This is a genomic window from Stenotrophomonas nitritireducens (assembly GCF_001700965.1).
Taxonomy (GTDB): domain Bacteria; phylum Pseudomonadota; class Gammaproteobacteria; order Xanthomonadales; family Xanthomonadaceae; genus Stenotrophomonas; species Stenotrophomonas nitritireducens_A.
In genome coordinates this window covers 377,075-392,887 of record NZ_CP016756.1, presented here as the reverse complement: position 1 = coordinate 392,887, position 15,813 = coordinate 377,075, and the positions used below count along the sequence as shown (strand labels likewise).

Here is a 15,813-nt window from a genome sequence, read left to right as displayed (position 1 = left end):
TCTTCGAATGATTGATATGACCACCACCGCCCATCCCGAATGGTCGCGTCCGATCCGCGACGTCGCCGACTTCCCCAAGCCCGGCATCCTGTTCAAGGACATCACCCCGTTATTGGGGGATGGCGCCTGTTTCCGCGCTGCGGTCAAAGCGATGGCCGAGCCCTGGCGCGATGCCGGCTTGCAGGCGGTACTCGGGGTAGAGGCGCGCGGCTTCATCCTTGGCACCGCGCTGGCGCTGGAGCTTGGCGTGGGTTTCGTGCCGGTGCGCAAGCCGGGCAAGCTGCCGGGGCCCACCTTGAAGCAGGAATACGCGTTGGAATACGGCAGCGATCGCATCGAGGTCAGCGTGGGTGCAACCGCGCCCGGCGCGCGCGTGCTGCTGGTGGATGACGTGCTCGCCACCGGTGGCACCCTGCTTGCCGCCTTGCAGCTGGCAGCCCAGCTTGAGGCGCAGGTGCTGGGTGGCGCGGTACTGGTTGAACTCGATGGCCTGGGTGGCCGTCAACGCTGGCCCGATGGTTTGCCGCTGACGGCAACGCTGGTCTACTGAGAATTCTGTTCCGTCCTGTCCGTGGAGTTGCCAATGCCGACCCTGAGTGAGCTGCTGTCTTCCTTTGATGTCGGGCAGGGGCTGCTGCTTCCTGACAGCTGGCGCCAAGGCCGCACGGCCTATGGCGGCATCCTCAGCGCGCTGGGTGTGACGGCGGCGATGCAGCAGCATGCAGGGCCGCTGCCGCCGCTGCGTTCGGCACAGGTGACCTTCATCGGCCCTGCGGCCGGGCTGCTGCGTTTCCAGCCGGTGGTACTGCGTGAAGGCAAATCGGTGGTGAATATCGCCGTGGACGTGTACGCCGACGATAAGTTGGCGGCACGTTTGTCACTGGTGTTCGGCCGCGCCCGCGAGAGCGCCATCGTCCATGATTTCGCCGGCGAGTTGCCGGTGGAAGGGCCCGATGCCTACCGCGACTTCAACATGGCCGCGCTGCCGTTTGCACCGGCATTCACCAGCAACTTCCAGATGCGTCCGGCCGGCGGCGCAATGCCGTTGTCGGGGGCGGAAGTGCCGGAGCTGTTGACCTGGGTTCGCCACCTCGATGCCAGGCAGGTGGACCCGGCAGTGGCCCTGGTTGCGATGGCCGATGCGATGCCGCCGGCTGCTTTTGCCAGTTTCACTGCAGCGGCGCCGATCAGCTCGATCACCTGGAATTTCGAACTATTGGACACCGCGCCGCAGGGCGAATGGTTCCTGCTGCGTTCCTTCAGCCAGCATGCGCGCGATGGTTATTCGTCGCAGGACATGCAGGTCCGCGATGTGCAGGGCCGGGTGGTGATGCGCGGCCGCCAGAGCGTGGCGGTGTTTGCCTGATGCGCGCCGCGCGGCTGCTGGGCGGGCTGGCGCTGTTGCTGGCCATGCTGGGCTGGAGCGCGTGGTTTGTGATCTGCAACGTCTACGAGTTCGCGCCTGACCTGGATCCGCTTGCATGGGCCTGTGGCTGGCTGCTCAGCGCGACGCTGGTATGGCGGGTGGGTCGCCGCGCTGCCTGGCCATTGTTTGCATTGGCGGCCTGCATTGGCCTGTACCTGCTGCTGATCCATCGCGGGGTGGCTGAGGGCGTTGCGCTGTCGGTTTTGATGGTTGCCGGTATCGGCGTCATCGCTGTGGCGTTTCGCTCCGTTACACGCCAGCACTGAGGGCCGTACTGCCGTCAACGGTCCAGGCGGATTTCGCCTTCAGCCAATGCCCGGCGCAGGAAGCCCAGCACCGCCGGGCCGCTTTCACGGTCGGCGCGGGCATAGCCTTCAGCGGTGCCGCCGACCGGGATGTAGGGGCCGGTGTCGCTGCGGAACGTCGTTGGCTGGTAGAACGGCGTGATCAGGTGGCCAGCGTCGGAGTAATAGAGCAGTGCATCCGGCTGCGGCACGCTGCGCCGTTGCAGCTGTTGCATCGCCAACGCAGCCATTTCACCCGACGCGCCAAGCTGGTCATCGCCGCCCGCAACCAGCAACAGCGGGCCGTTGATGCGCTCTATCGGCAACATCGCCTTCTGCAGCGCTGCGGCATGCACGCCGGGCTGGTTCCAGTTGAGCTGTTCCACATAGGGCAGGAAGGCCAGATCGCGGCCGCCGATGCTTAGTGCGGGTTCGTCGACGGCGCGGAAATCAGCTGGCGGTACATCGCGGCGGATACCGCGAAATGGTGCCGGGCTGCCTACCCATGACACCGCTGCCTGCAGGCGCGGGTCATGCGCTGCGGCCGCCATCGCCACGATGCCGCCCCAGGAACCGCCCATTACCCCAACCCTGCCGGCAAAGGGCTGCGTACGCAGCCAGTCCAGCGTGTCGCTGATCGGGTCGATGGGCACGCGGACAAGATCCTTGGGAAGACCGGGCATCCGGTAGTAGGCGAGCGCGACCGCGACAAAACCGTTGGACGCCAACCATGCTGCATACAAGTTGGCGGTCGTGATGCCGCCCTCGGCGCCACCCAGGGTGATCACTACCGGATATCGGCGGCCATCGTTCAGTGCGCCAGCAGGGTGGTGGAGATTGCCGACCACGCCGCGTAGCTGCAGGGGCGTGGCGACGACATCGGCGCTGTTGATTCGTCGCAGCAGGGTTTGTTGACCGATGCGTTCGCCTTCGACGAAAGCCTCCAGCTGCATCGTCACCGGCGCGAACCGCAGGCCGTCGGACTCGTTGCGCAGCGGCAATGGCGTAGGCCGGCCCTTGCCCGATTCCGGCCGCATCGACCAGAACAAACCCATCGCATCGATGCCGGCATAGCTGCCAGCTTCGGCGCCGGCCGAGGCGGTATCGGCAATGCCGTGCTGATCGGCGCGATAGGTGGCCTGTGCAAGCCAACGGGTGCCACTACTGTCGTGCATGGACAACTGCAGCTTGACCGGCTGGGCCGGCAGCAGGCCGTCGACGCTGATCCGCACGGGCTTGTCGGCGGCACCATCCAAAGGCGTTACGTTGAGTTCGGCGGCCAGGGCCAGTGAGCTGTAGCTGAGCAGCAGCGGAAGCAGCAGGTGCTTGAGCATGGTCGGCAGGGGCGGTGAATGGCCCGCGATGTTGCAATGGCCGGACGTGCTGCGGAAGTGCTGTCGATGGCCAATGGCACAGGCCGTGCAGTTGTTGGCGTGGGCCGTGCGCGATCAGCCGCGCTGGCGCATGCAGGCTTCGAACGCCTCACGATGCAATCTGCTCAATGGCAGCTGCGTGCCATCCAGCAGCTCAAGCGTTGCGTCGCCGTTGCGGCGCGGCAGCAGGCTGCGCACGCGGCTGCAGTTGACGATCACCGCGCGCTGTACCTGGACGAAGCCGGCCGGTGCCAGTTGCTCGGCGAGCCGGCCGATGCTCTCGCGCAACAGGTGGACCTGGTTGCCGACATGCACACAGGCGTAGTGACCCGCGCTGTCGATGTAGTCGATGTCGGCGACCGATACGTAGTCGCTGCGGCTGCCATGGCGGATGCACAACGATGCCAGCGGCGCGGCGGTTTGAGGTGGTGACAGGTGTCGGCGTGCACGTTCCAGTGCGAGCGCGAGGCGGCTGGCATCCAGCGGCTTGGGCAGATAGTCGATTGCCCCCAGTTCGTAGGAGGCGAGTGCGTGCTGGCTGTGGGCGGTGGTGAAGATGATGGCCGGCGCAGGTGTTGGCAGGCTGCGCGCGAACTGCAGGCCGTCTTCATCGGGCAATTGGATATCCAACAGCAGCAGCTCTATTGGTTCTGCAGCCAGCAGCAAGCGGGCCTCGGCGATGCTGGACGCCTCGCCGACGATCTGGATATCGGCGTGCATGCCAAGCAGATGCCGCAGCTTGTCGCGTGCCAGCGCCACGTCTTCGACCAGCAGGGTGCGGATCATGCGGCCCGCGCGCTGCTGACAAGTGGCAGCTGGATGCAGACCTGGTAGTGCGTGCCGTCGCGCTGCGCACGGATTTCGGCCTGCTCTCCGTAGATGGCCTGCAGGCGTTCGCGGCTGGCTTGCAGGCCAATCCCCATGCCAGGGGCGGCGTCGCCAAGCGGGTTGCGGATCTGCAGGTAAAGCTGGTCATCCCGCGATTCGAACTGCAGGCTGATCGTTGTGTCGTCTGTACCTGCAGCACTGGCGAAGCGGACGGCGTTCTCGATCAATGGCTGCAGTACCAGGCTGGGTACGTGTGCATCCCAGGCATCGGCGCTGACCTGCAGTTGCAACTGTACGGGGTGTTGCTGCAACAGTTGCTGCAATTCGACGAAGGCCATGGCGTGCGCCACTTCCTCACGCAGGGCGACAAAGGGTTCGCTCTGCAGCAGGTTGCGCAGCAGTTCGCCGAGCTGCGCCAATGCCGCATCGGCGCGCTCGGCATCGCGGTAACCCAGTGCGCCGATGGCATTGAGTGCGTTGAACAGGAAATGGTGGTTAAGGCGTGCCCGCAAGGCTTGTTCGCGCGCCTGCGCCAGCAGTTCGCCACGGCGGCGATAGCGGCGGATATAGGCCAGCGCCTGGCCGATGCCGATGACGGCGATATAGGTTGGCAGTGCGAACAGACTGGTGGCGGTAACCGCATGCAGCCAGTTGTCGGGCAGGGTACGAGGAATTGCCAGCTGCGACAGCGAGTAGCCAAGCAGCCAGCCGGTCAAGGACAGCAGCGGAATGATGCAGGCTCCGGCGGCCAATAGCTTGGCTGTCGCCGTGGCATCGTTTCCGGTGCCGAGCGGCCAACGCGTGCAGAGCCGCCACAGCCACGGGGTTGCCAGCAACCAACTGCAGTGGATGCCCAGCAGGAACAGCAGCGAGCGCATCAGCTCAGCGGGAGCCAGGCTGCCGGCAGCAGGCCCGGTCAGCTGCACTGCCGGCAAGGTGACCAGGGTGAGCAGCAGCCAACCAGCACACAGCACATGCCACGGGACGTCCGTGGCATGTGTGTCACCAGCAGGGCTGGAAGTGTTGGAGTCGGTCTGCGAAAACATGTACGCATTCAAGTGCCGGGCTGTGCCGGCGCCTGCTTACATCTTGCGGACGCGGAAACGCTTGCCCTTGATCTTGCCTGCCTCCAACCGCGCCAATGCCTTGCCAACCTGCTCGCGGGCAATGGCGACGTAGGAGCGGGTGGGGAAGATGTCGATCTTGCCGATGGCCTTGGCCGACAGCCCGGCCTCGCCGGTCAGTGCGCCGAGGATATCGCCGGCACGCAGTTTGTCGGTCTTGCCGCCATCGATGCGCAGGGTGGTCATCGCCGCCTGTGGCAGTTCTGCCGGGCGTGCGGTTGCCAGCGGGGTCTTCTGCCAGTTCAGCGGCTTGCCCTGCTGTGCTTCCAGTGCATCGGCGCGGTTGCGCTCGCGGCCGGCAACCAGGCTCAACGACAGGCCATTGCGACCGGCACGGCCAGTACGGCCGACGCGGTGCTGGTAGGTGTCGATATCGGTGGGCAGCTCGTAGTTGACCACGGCGGCCAGGTCTTCCACGTCCAGGCCGCGCGCGGCCACGTCACTGGCGACCAGCACGTTGCAGCTGCGGTTGGAGAACTGCATCAGCACTTCATCGCGGTCGCGCTGTTCCATGTCGCCGTGCAGGGCCAGCGCGGAGAAGCCGAACTGGCGCAGCGAGTTGGCTACTTCGTCCACGTCCTTGCGGGTATTGCAGAACACCACCGCCGATTCCGGCGTGTATTTCAGCAACAGGCCGCCTAGGGCCTTCTGGCGGTTGGCCGGCTCGGTTTCGAAGAACAGCTGCTGGATCGCCGGTGCTTCGGCCTGGCCATCGATGGTCACTTCGACCGGCTCGTTGAGCAGGGCACGGGCCAGGTCGCGGATTGCCTCCGGGAAAGTAGCCGAGAACAGCAGGCTCTGGCGTTCCTTGTGGGTGCGCCCGGCGATCTCGCGGATGGGTTCTTCGAAGCCCATGTCGAGCATGCGGTCGGCTTCGTCCAATACGAAGGTGCGTACCTGGCCCAGGTTCAACGCGCGCTTGCGTGCCAGTTCCTGCACGCGACCGGGTGTGCCGACCACGACCTGCGGGTCATGCGCCTCCAGCGAGGCCAGCTGCGGACCCAGCGGCATGCCGCCGGTGAGGATCAGCAGCTTCAGGTTGGGGATGCCGGTGGCCAGCTTGCGCAGCTGCTTGCCAACCTGGTCGGCCAGTTCGCGGGTCGGGCACAGTACCAGTGCCTGGGTGCGGCTGACGGACAGGTCGAGGCGGTTGAGCAGGCCCAGGCCGAAGGCGGCGGTCTTGCCGCTGCCAGTGGGGGCCTGCGCGATCACGTCGCGGCCTTCCAGGATCGGCGGCAGCGCCAGCGCCTGTACCGGGGTCATCGAGGTATAGCCCAGCGCGTCGATGCCAGGAGCGAGTGCCGGCGACAGCGGCAGGGTAGAGAAATCAGTCATGGCGCATTTTCGCAGAAGCCGGGCCACGGCGCTTGCCCAGCTGAATGGGTAAGCCGCCGGGCTTCATCTGGCCACCGGCGCCTTGGGTTCAGCCCTTACGGTTGTTGTTGGCCGGCCTGGTCTTGGGGGCGAGCGTCTTTGCCCCGGATGGGCGCTGGTAAACGAAGGGGTAGGGTACGGCGGCGGTCTCCGGCAGCCCTGCGCGCCATTGCTCCAGCACCGCTGCAACTGTTTTGCCGGCATGGAACTGTGGTTCGGAAGGGACCTCGCCTTGCTCTTTTTCGCGGCGGCGCACGGTACTTGCGGCCTGACGGTACGCGGTGCCGAAATCGTTGGTGGTGTTCAAGGCTTCAATCAGGAACGCCCGCCCGAACCAGGTGGCGCTGTCGGAATTGCCGCAGCCAAACGACGGGCGGTCCTTGCGCGCGGCAGTGATCACCATGCGCTGCGGCGACCACAGTGCGGGTATGAAGGCGCCGGAGAAGCAGGCCGAGACCACGATCACCGCATTGCCGATCTGTGCACGGTCCAGCAGCTGTGTCAACTGCGCAGGTGTCAGGTAGTCTTCCTGATTGCGGCCGGTATGCAGGTAGACACTGTTGTCATGCAGGCCGTGGCTGCTCAGGTACAGGAACAGCACATCTTCCTTCGGGTCCAGCTTGCGCCCCAGCCCATTGAGCGCGTGGCCGATGCTGTCACGGGTGGCCTGGACCGGCGTTGCGCCACCATGGCCCAACGCAGGCTGATTGACCAGACTGATCATCCGTCCTTCAGCACCCCAGCGCTTGGCCGACAACTCCTGCAGGTAGGCCACCTCGTTGGGGAACACCTCTTCATCGGCATCGCCGGCAATGCCGAGGACATAAATATCGGTCACGCCGGGGCGCTGCGCGGGCATGGCCGCCAAGGCGTTGTCCAGCATGCTGAGCTGGGGGCCTTCCAGTGTCGGCGTGGTGGCCTGCGGCTGCGCCGGTTCGGCCGCGCCAACGGTGGAGGCCCAGCCAGCGCAGCCCAGCGCGAGCGCGTGCAGCACGGTTCTGATTGGCCTGCGGAGGGAATGCAGTAACGTGCGATTGGCTGCCATTGCCGTTATCCGTGACGGTGGGTATGGCGGCAAAGTCGGGGCGACCCTGCAGCATGCGGCGGGCGCCTGCCAGGCGCCCTTGCCGCTATGGTGCCGGAGTTGAGCAGCGGATGGGTACTGCGCCAAAGCCGTCGTGCAATGGCATGGCCGGCGCGCTGCGGTCATCGGTATCCGGTGTCAGCGCGTGTGGGTTCAGTCCGTGTGCAAGGGCCAGCCGTAGGCCAATGCCGACCTCTTCCGAAGATTCTCAAGCTGCTCGGCAGCGTTGATGGCGCTGTTTGCGCGGTACACCAGATCTTCCAGCTTGCACAGGATCCCGGCCTGCTGGTCATGGTCGGGGACCACCTGCACGATCCTGTCGACAAGTTGGTGCATCTCAAGCAGTTTCTGCTTGCGCTCATGCTCGCCGAGGGAGGTGGCGTCCTGCACCACCTGCTGTGCCAGAACGTCGAAGTGATCCCGCAACTTCTCGTAGTCCATACCGCACCCGGTGCGATGGCTGCCAGCCAAGAGTGTGCAATGGTGCTATCGGGAAGATGGGTCGCTCAATGAGGGATACACCTCAAGTGACATAGGATTTATCTGACACTCGAGCTGTGGGGCGCTGGAAGCGCCGGTCAGCAGGGCGCTGTCGCCTGTTCATCCCTGTCGGGGCGGGTGCGACGTTCCATGCCGCTGGGCATCAGCTCGTAGCCGAGCCGTGAATAGAAACCCTCCTTGCCGGGCATGGACTTGAGCATGGTATTTGGCGTGCCGGCCTCTGCCTGGATGCGCTGGATCAGCGCAGCGCCGACGCCTTGGCCCTGCAGGTTCGGATCGATTGCGACGTCAAAAACCACGGTCCACACCACGTGGTCACTGAGTGCACGGCCCGCGCCTACCAACCGCTCGCCGTGATGCGCGAACACCGTTACCTGGCTGTTGCGAAAGGTCTGTTCCAGTTCCTGTGCCGAGCGGTTGCCCAGGCCGGTCACCGTCAGCAGCTGCGCCAGCTGCTGCCAATCAACCTGCTCGCGGGATGTGGTGTAGGTGATCGTCATGAGCGGGTTTTCGGGTTGCCGGATGCTGGTCACTTTGCCTGCGTTGCGGCGTAAGTCAATGCAGCTGCCGGCAGCTTGCCCGGGGGCCTATGCGGCGGTACCTAATGTGGCGTAGTTCGCATGCCAGGCGTAGCGCTCCGCAAAGGTGGAGGTGCTGCGTGGGCGTCGTCAAAGTGGGTGGGCGCTGGGCGGTCAATCCGCTCGTCATTACTGCGGGCCGAGCCAGTTTGCATGGGCCAGCACGCCGCTACGCACACCTTAAAAAAAGCCCGGCCATTGGCCGGGCTTTGGATCAACCTACTACCAGGCTCCAGGGGATCTCTGAATCCGGGTATTTGAATCGAAACCCCTCGTAATCCGCCTGGATGGCGATCTTGCCGTCCTCGTCTACGAGCGTCTTCACTTCGATCTCGGAGATAGAACGGTGTCTGATGCGGATACCGTCAGCCCCACTGGGTTGAAGACGTTTATGTTGGCTGGACAGAATTCTGACCGAGCGGCGCTGTTGACCTGGTCCTTCCAGATACATCGCAACTGATCCCATGGCAAAAAGCTCCACGCATGTTGATGTTAGGGCCCCCTCCGATCCAGGTCGGAGATCAGGTGAATAATTTCTTTCGGGAAGTGAAGAAAGGGTCAATACATGAAGCAGTGATTCAGCTTCGAGCAATGTTGTTCGCGCGTTGCGTTGCGAAGCATGTGTGGCGAGGTTTGATGCAGCTGAAGTCACGGGTTGTTGCTGCGCGCATGCAGCGCTGCAAAGCGCTTATGCCGCTCGTTCACCGCGCGGCATGAATGGGAGGAGAGCGACTGCATGCGCGCCGCGTGGCGACGCATGGGTGCTTATTGACGGCGGGTGGATGGCGACGAATCGGATCGGTGATGCGGAGTTCAGCAAATGGTGACGTTCGTTTGATCGGCGCGAACTGAATTCTTGGATCAGGACAATTAGTTGCTTGTCCAATCCAGTGGCACGGGATCGTCGACATCGCGGCCACAACTTGCTGCGGCACGGAGTGTCGTTTTGATCGCGGTTCTGGCAGCAGCTTGAGCAAGGTCAGTGACAAGCAAGCTTGGGCTGCAGTTGGGGTTTGCAGGCGTAAATAGCCGGGTTCCGGACTTCGTAGCCGGAAAGAATGCGATGGAGGGTGAGTTCGAGGCGTGCATGTCATGTGTACGGCTCGCGGGCAACCGTCAGAAATGCTTGTGAACAACCCACGTTGCTCTTCCGGGGCCTTCAAGCTCAATCGCGCACATACACGGACACAAAAAAGGCCGGAAACCCGTGTATCTATTGGGTTTCCGGCCTGATCGGGACCTTGACGGTCCAGCTAATGGTGGAGGTGGGCGGAATTGAACCGCCGTCCGAAGGCACTCCATCCCCGGCACTACATGCTTAGCTCACCGTTGGATCTCGCCCTGTGGCAGCACGGTGTGCAAAGCGCACCCCAGGACCAGCCTGTTTTGGTTAAGCCGTGACTGACAGGCAGCCGTCACAGCCGGTTCCGTGATAATGACCCTACATCCACGAGCACGGGCACAAGTGGGTTCGGGGCTTACGCCTTAAGCGGCGAGAGCGTAGTTGTCGTCGTTGGCAACTAGAGTTTTGCAGCTGGATTTACGAGGAAAGCTACCCCCTCGGCATGCGCCAAGCGACTTCACAACCCCCGTCGAAACCAGTGCACCCCCGGTTTAACGTTGATTTGTAACGACTTTTGGGTGAAACGTGACGAAAAGCTGCCAAAAGTCTCGCTGACGGAGTAGATGCTACACGGAAAAGCCTGAACAGTCACTTGCGGCGGCGCTACCTTTTCGATTCTCCTTCCTCAGGCGCGCGCATTTCCTTAGCATGAATAGGGATAACGACAAGGACAAGGGATCCATGGAAATATCTCAGCAAGCTAAGGCCAGAATGGTAGACCTGCTACGGCCAATGCTGGCGAAGGCAATGGTTGATACCGATGGAGATCTTGACTTTGATTTCTATGAAGAATGCCAAGCCCTAGAACGCATACCGCCAGAGAAAGTTCAGAACCAGCTCAACGCTATGGCTGGTGAGCAACCCATCTCGCAGATACTTTTTGACCAGATCGAACGCGAAATTGGAGAACGTTCGAGTGCAGAAGAGGAGGTGCCGCTTACCTCGCTCCCCGGTTTTGAAGATCCTGAGGCAGCAGCTGTTCGCTTGATTGAATCGCTAGCCAGTCTTCCGCGCTCTTACACGCTGACGGTGAGAATGCCAACACAGCTGGGGCTTCTGTTTGAAGACACTCTGATGTCCTGGAATTGGCAGAGAGAATTGTTCTTCGCCAGCTCGCTGGCCCTAAGGATCACATTCGAGAGAGCGAACGTCGAGCTGACCCGGAAGGCCCAGTTCTGGCGCAAGAACTAGTAAAGGCGGCAAGGCGACCGTCAAGGGATGTAGTGCTGGACATCGAGCTCACGGGGTACGCCACGAGGTTCAATATGACTCCCGTAGTTGCCGATGCCCTAGAGGAGGCTCAAGCATTTGTTGGTAGCTTGGTGGCGCATCGACTTCTTCATGTCTCACCATTGGGGCAATTGTTTGAGACTGAGAGAGATCATAGTTTTCTTGTGACAGAGCGGAATAACGGGGCGGAGCGTCTCGTGATGAAGGGCCGTCACAGCATCGATTTCGCTCGACGATTTGCGGGTGGGATGCGGTTGGCCACTCTGCGGCGAACGGATCGCCCTGATGATCGAACTGAGGTACGCGCCGAGGTAGTTCGCTTAGCAAAGATGCTGGACAAGGAAAATGGTCATAGGCGACACGCGGGTTTAGTCCTTGGGGCGAAATGGCTTCTAGACAGCTACCTGGGGAATGATCGGATTCTCAGCTATGTTCAGGCGACGGTAGCGTTGGAGACGCTTTTAGGAGATAAGGCTGAAAGCGACGTAGTCGGCATCGGAGCCCTCCTGGCAAATCGTTGCGCCTACATGCTTGCAACCTCGGTTGTGGAACGGCGTGAATTGCTTAGTTCAATCAAGGAAATCTACCGCGTGCGATCAAAAATCGTGCATGAGGGTCAGAGCCGCCTTGCGGAGTCTCAGCAGTATCGACTTAACCAGCTGCGAAGAATATGTGGTCGTGTAATTGAACATGAGACAAAACTGATCGGGCCGTGATAAGTCAGGGTTTGAGTTTAGTATCAGCGCGTGTTTTCCCAGACCGCGGTAAGCCTATTACCTGCGTCAGGAACTATAGAAGGGATCCATCGGGCGTACTTTTTCGCCGTTATCGTCCAGTCTCGGTGGCCCATCTGCTTGGCCACCCACATCACGTTCTCGCCGGCGCTCAATGCCTGGCTCGCGAAGGTGTGGCGCATCTGGTACGGGTAGCGGTAGCGAATCCCGGCCTTCTTCAATGTCCGCTGCCAGCTGCCGGCACGAATAGTCTGGTCAGAGCCCCAGCGCGCGTTGGTCTTGGGGTTGTGGAAAACAAACTCGCCGGCCAGCAGCGTATGCGCGCGCTGCGCCTTGAGGGCAGCCAGCGCCGGCGCGACCAGGGAAACCTCACGTACGCCCGAGTCGGTCTTCGGCGCCTTCATCTTGCCCATGACCCAGGCGCGCCGGATCTTCACCGTGCCGCGGTTCCAATCGATGTCCGACCAGCAGAGGCCGATCATTTCCGAGGTGCGCAAGCCGCTGGCAAAGTTGAACTGGCAGTAGTTGCGCACCTGCGCGTCGTCGCAGGCCGCCAAGATGGCCAGGACTTCCGAGGGGCTGAACGGATCAACCTCTTCGGGAGCATTGACCTTCGCTCTGCGCCGCACTTTGAAGCTGTCCATGGGGTTGGCTTTGATCAGGTCGTCGTCGACGGCGTCATCAAGGGCGCCCCGAAGCGGCCCAAGTACGTTGTTGATCCGCTTGGCTGTCACCGTAGCCCCGAAGCTGGCAACCAGGTCACGGAGCTGCGCCCGGTCGAAATCCCGCAGGGCGACGGTGCCGATACGCGGAATCAGGATGTTCTTCACGATTCGGCTGTAGCCGATGATGGTGCTGTGCTCGAGCTCGTTTTCCTTGCTCGCCAGCCACCGATCCAGGACTGTTTTCATGTCGTCCAGCGTCGCGGGTTTCTCGATGACCTGCCGGGCGCGCTTGCTTGTGGGAAAGTGTGCCGCGTAGTCGAAAACGCCCTTCTCGATCTCGATCCGGATCTGGCCCAGCAGGTTCTCGCAGAGCCGAATGTTGCGGGGGTTGGGCGGGAGCTTGATCCGCTCCCGGCACCTGGCGCCGCGGTACGTAAAATCTATTTGGATGCTGCTCGGCGATATTGCGCGGACACCGCTGCCCCGTTTTGGACCCACCATTCGTAACCCTCAATATCGATCAAAACACGGCCGTCAGGGGCCTTGATGTAGACAGCGCCCTCCAGCCAGTCGCCGCGCTTGATCTTGGATCTGGTCGCGTCGGGGGTGTAGCCGGTGAGCTCTTCGAACTTTTCGATGGTCACGAAGCGCGGCGGCCTCAGCAGTCCTGGTTTGCCAATGATGGGCGTTGCGATGGGCACCCTCAACGCCCTGCAGTCGGCCTTCGGTGACGATGATGAGCCTTGGGATGCCGAGACCGAGTTCCGCGCGTTCATTGCCGAGGCCCTTGGCCCCAGCGGAGCCGAGGTGCTGCTGCGCGGGGAGGTCAACAAGCTCACCGGTGCCAACATTGCCGGCCGTGTTGGGCTGGACTCGCTGTGGATCCGTGACGCAGACCGAGAGCTCGAGGGGCGGGGGCTGTTCAACCATCTGCTCGAGCAGGCAGCAGGCCCGATGGGCGGCGTGCTCAAGAACGTCCTTGTGGGCACTCAGCAGGTCGGAGAGGGCCACACCATGCGTGGCGTAGAGACCATGTTGCCCAAGGGCTTGAAGGACATGATCAAGGCCGGGCGTTACGCCACGCAGGGGGTCAATACCTTGCGTGATGATCCGGTGCTCGAGGATGTCAGCCCGTGGCAGGTCCTGCTGCAGGGCGCCGGCTTCAGTCCAGCCGAGGTGGCGGAATGGTATGAACGCAACCGCGCGCTGAAGAACTACGAGGAGCACATCACGGGCCGCAGGCAGAGCCTGATGAATGCTTATGCCATGATCATCCGAAATGGCGATGCTGCCGATCGTGCTGAGGTCAGGGAGAAGATCCGGGCATTCAACAAGAGTAACCCGGAAGTGGCGATTTCGTCGGACAGCATCCGTGCATCGATGAAGTCCCGGGCGCGATACAGCGCAAAGGCTGAAGGTGGCATCGTCCTCAACCCGAAACTGGCTGCGCGGCTGAAAGAGTAGGTTGGGCCGGCTGAGTAGAAAGTGTGCACAGAAAGGCGTCTTTCGTGCGCCCCAGTGCCAGGCGCTTCAAAAGGTGCAACTTCGAGGCGTCGGCAATCCGCCGGCGCTGTTACAGGGGTTGGTTTTGAAAAAGGAAAAGCAAAGCAAGCGTGCCCTGGTCCTTTCGTTTGGGAAAGAGGTTGCGCCGGGTGGCTTCCATCCGCTGCGGCCGGATCAGAACGCTCGCAGCGGCAGATCGGGAGGCGGGATCCGCCAACCGGCGGCCGAGACTTCGATGGAGAAAGACCTCACCGACGATCATGGGGTTCTGAACGCTGAGTTTCGCAAGAGCCGAGGCACCCCAACACCAGGCGTCGTGCAGCAGTTTGGCCAGATTACCAAGGACATGGTTGCGCAGGTGAGGTCCACGCTCGTGGTGGCTAGTCTGATACGGGCCGAGTTGGGCTTGCCAGACCTCGACTGACATCAATTGCTCTGACGGGCAACGCACGCCAGAGCCGGATTCGGCGGCCCACGCACTGAGTTCTCCCTGAAGTGATTTGGCACCGGCGGGGATAATTAGCGTTTTTGGGGACAAGGCCGAGATTCGCTGGGCAATTGAATCCTTTTTTAGCTAAGAATGGCTGCCGATGATGCTGCAATCGGCAGCCTTCTTAAGTCAACTGCGTGGTTTTATCAGAATAGCCTCATCGACAGTAGAGCCCCCGCTACGCAGGAAACTCCCGCCATCGTCATCAGAAACAGTGCATAGGATTTGTTTGTGAAATCACCTGATCTTTTTATTCGTTGGGCATATACGAAAATACCCAATGTGGCGAGCAGCGTGAGGCCGATGTAGGGCCAAACGATTGCCCCTTTTGCGCCTGCGCCTATCGAGAGTCCAGTGGGTAGTAGGATACCTGCCGACACAAGAAGTACTAAGAACGTGCGGAAAAGCAATCCGTTTCCGTGCATGAGATGTGGTCTTCTTAAGGAGTCAAAAACAAGATTTGGCAAATTGCGCCGCTGGGGGTATAAGAGCAGCCGATTCGGTAATTTGTATAGACCGGGGCGCGATTTGGCCCATTCCAACGTACTCCGAGGTCGTTCAGGTGGCGCACCATGTCATCCCCGGCTGCCATTCCAACGTAGTTGTTTGGGAAAACATAGTTCTGTACTGACTGTTCGGCATTTGCCACGTCCTTTTGGGCGTCAGGGATTACGTTCCCGACTGCATCTCGGGCGGAGCCAGGTATGTACGAGTAGTCCCTAATTGTCCAATTCCACTCTACGTTGAAGAACGACTCGTCGGGGAAGCTAACTTGATTGATGACAGTAAATGGCGTCCTTAACTTTGTGATATTGATCGCATGGGTCAGAGATGAAGCATTCACGCGAAGATTTTCAGTCATGTACCAATAGAGCCCCATGTTGTCGAGGCTAAATGTTTTTTGAATTGCGATCGCGCGGAGGGCCGGAGTGGTGACGGCATCCATTGCGTTCATCGGATAGGGCGTCGGCCCGTTTGAGCGTGCGGCGATCCTGCTCTCTGCTGCAGTGGTTGGATTGCCGTTGCCGTCTAGTGTTACGCTCACGGTTACAGGCGGCTGGATGTGCTTGTATACCGCGTTCCCGCCATTCGCGTCATAGAAACGCATCCCCGTGGCGAATAGGTTTTGTTCGTCCGCAGTGAGTGCAACTTCTTTAATTTTTTGCCCGCCCACCGCTCTCATCTGGGTCGCCTGGCCGGTGACGTTCATGTGATAGAGGCGGCGATTCTTCAGATCCCAGAAATAGTAATCCCCCTCGCCGCCATCCCGCTAGATGGTTTGACGTTTTCCTAGATTACAGTCGTCGCACAGGATCATTTCTTCAGCGTAAGCGGCGATCGAAATCAAGCTTAGTGCTGAGCTCAGAATGATCCTTGTTAAAATTTTGGACACATCCATCCTTTTAATTAATGATTATTTCACTTAGATTCAATTCTTCAATCATGAATGAATGTTCAGAAATCTCTTTATATCCTGAATTAACATATTTATGTTT

At 61.2% G+C, this 15,813-nt stretch carries 18 protein-coding genes and 1 other RNA gene; 7 read left to right on the top strand and 12 right to left on the bottom strand.

Annotated features, from left to right (window positions below; translation table 11 throughout):
* Nucleotides 1-7 precede the first annotated feature (7 nt).
* From BCV67_RS01735 to BCV67_RS01725, 3 genes are read left to right on the top strand one after another with little or no spacing between them, the layout of a single operon-like run.
* Nucleotides 8-550, top strand: coding sequence for an adenine phosphoribosyltransferase (locus BCV67_RS01735; RefSeq protein WP_156455724.1), 543 nt, complete (start codon nt 8-10; stop codon nt 548-550).
* A 33-nt stretch (nt 551-583) separates the two neighbouring features.
* Nucleotides 584-1,366, top strand: coding sequence for a thioesterase family protein (locus BCV67_RS01730; protein WP_062166205.1), 783 nt, complete (start codon nt 584-586; stop codon nt 1,364-1,366).
* The gene (locus BCV67_RS01725) at nt 1,366-1,692 is read left to right on the top strand and encodes a hypothetical protein (RefSeq protein WP_062166204.1); all 327 of its coding nucleotides are present in this window, start codon (nt 1,366-1,368) and stop codon (nt 1,690-1,692) included. The genes BCV67_RS01730 and BCV67_RS01725 overlap by 1 nt, the downstream gene beginning before the upstream one ends.
* Nucleotides 1,693-1,706: 14 nt before the next feature.
* Here BCV67_RS01725 and BCV67_RS01720 read toward each other — a convergent pair whose 3' ends face one another.
* The 9 genes from BCV67_RS01720 to ssrA form a co-directional block, all read right to left on the bottom strand.
* Complete coding sequence (locus BCV67_RS01720; protein ID WP_062166203.1) at nt 1,707-3,044, bottom strand: acyl-CoA thioesterase/bile acid-CoA:amino acid N-acyltransferase family protein; 1,338 nt, start codon at nt 3,042-3,044, stop codon at nt 1,707-1,709.
* Nucleotides 3,045-3,158: 114 nt separating this feature from the next.
* Nucleotides 3,159-3,869 (bottom strand): LytR/AlgR family response regulator transcription factor, encoded by a 711-nt coding sequence (locus BCV67_RS01715; RefSeq protein WP_062166202.1) that lies wholly within the window; start codon nt 3,867-3,869, stop codon nt 3,159-3,161.
* On the bottom strand, nt 3,866-4,957 hold the full coding sequence (locus BCV67_RS01710) for a sensor histidine kinase (RefSeq protein WP_062166201.1): 1,092 nt from the start codon (nt 4,955-4,957) through the stop codon (nt 3,866-3,868). The genes BCV67_RS01715 and BCV67_RS01710 overlap by 4 nt, the downstream gene beginning before the upstream one ends.
* A gap of 36 nt (nt 4,958-4,993) precedes the next feature.
* Nucleotides 4,994-6,370 carry an ATP-dependent RNA helicase DbpA gene (gene dbpA, locus BCV67_RS01705; RefSeq protein WP_062166200.1) on the bottom strand — a complete coding sequence of 459 codons (1,377 nt, stop codon included), beginning with the start codon at nt 6,368-6,370 and terminating at the stop codon, nt 4,994-4,996.
* Nucleotides 6,371-6,458: 88 nt separating this feature from the next.
* A complete protein-coding gene (locus BCV67_RS01700; RefSeq protein WP_062166199.1) occupies nt 6,459-7,403 on the bottom strand; it encodes a C13 family peptidase in 945 nt (314 codons plus the stop codon).
* A gap of 243 nt (nt 7,404-7,646) precedes the next feature.
* A complete protein-coding gene (locus BCV67_RS01695) occupies nt 7,647-7,934 on the bottom strand; it encodes a hypothetical protein (protein WP_062166198.1) in 288 nt (95 codons plus the stop codon).
* 137 nt (nt 7,935-8,071) lie between these two features.
* Complete coding sequence (locus tag BCV67_RS01690; RefSeq protein ID WP_062166197.1) at nt 8,072-8,494, bottom strand: GNAT family N-acetyltransferase; 423 nt, start codon at nt 8,492-8,494, stop codon at nt 8,072-8,074.
* Nucleotides 8,495-8,786: 292 nt separating this feature from the next.
* The gene (locus BCV67_RS19905) at nt 8,787-9,224 is read right to left on the bottom strand and encodes a hypothetical protein (RefSeq protein ID WP_156455722.1); all 438 of its coding nucleotides are present in this window, start codon (nt 9,222-9,224) and stop codon (nt 8,787-8,789) included.
* A gap of 605 nt (nt 9,225-9,829) precedes the next feature.
* Nucleotides 9,830-10,183, bottom strand: a transfer-messenger RNA (tmRNA) gene (gene ssrA / locus BCV67_RS01675).
* Between the two features lie 193 nt (nt 10,184-10,376).
* Here ssrA and BCV67_RS01670 point away from each other — a divergent pair.
* Nucleotides 10,377-10,886, top strand: a complete 510-nt coding sequence (locus BCV67_RS01670; protein WP_156455721.1) for a hypothetical protein — start codon at nt 10,377-10,379, stop codon at nt 10,884-10,886.
* 74 nt (nt 10,887-10,960) lie between these two features.
* Entirely contained in the window at nt 10,961-11,641 is a 681-nt protein-coding gene (locus BCV67_RS01665) for a HEPN domain-containing protein (protein WP_156455720.1), read from the top strand.
* Nucleotides 11,642-11,664: 23 nt separating this feature from the next.
* On the opposite strand, the gene BCV67_RS01660 is transcribed toward BCV67_RS01665, so the two are convergent.
* Both BCV67_RS01660 and BCV67_RS19400 read right to left on the bottom strand, forming a co-directional pair.
* Nucleotides 11,665-12,825, bottom strand: coding sequence for an Arm DNA-binding domain-containing protein (locus tag BCV67_RS01660; protein WP_231732434.1), 1,161 nt, complete (start codon nt 12,823-12,825; stop codon nt 11,665-11,667).
* Nucleotides 12,765-12,968: an excisionase gene (locus tag BCV67_RS19400; RefSeq protein WP_231732433.1), complete on the bottom strand. Its 204-nt coding sequence runs from the start codon at nt 12,966-12,968 to the stop codon at nt 12,765-12,767. Before BCV67_RS19400 ends, BCV67_RS01660 begins: the two co-directional genes overlap by 61 nt.
* Between BCV67_RS19400 and BCV67_RS01655 the strand changes: the two genes are divergently transcribed.
* Nucleotides 12,961-13,788 carry a PLxRFG domain-containing protein gene (locus tag BCV67_RS01655; protein WP_082746454.1) on the top strand — a complete coding sequence of 276 codons (828 nt, stop codon included), beginning with the start codon at nt 12,961-12,963 and terminating at the stop codon, nt 13,786-13,788. The two genes, BCV67_RS19400 and BCV67_RS01655, sit on opposite strands and share 8 nt — an antisense overlap.
* Nucleotides 13,789-13,861: 73 nt before the next feature.
* The gene (locus BCV67_RS01650; protein WP_062166193.1) at nt 13,862-14,251 is read left to right on the top strand and encodes a hypothetical protein; all 390 of its coding nucleotides are present in this window, start codon (nt 13,862-13,864) and stop codon (nt 14,249-14,251) included.
* Nucleotides 14,252-14,756: 505 nt separating this feature from the next.
* Here BCV67_RS01650 and BCV67_RS01645 read toward each other — a convergent pair.
* Nucleotides 14,757-15,527: a hypothetical protein gene (locus BCV67_RS01645; protein WP_062166192.1), complete on the bottom strand. Its 771-nt coding sequence runs from the start codon at nt 15,525-15,527 to the stop codon at nt 14,757-14,759.
* Nucleotides 15,528-15,813: the final 286 nt, after the last annotated feature.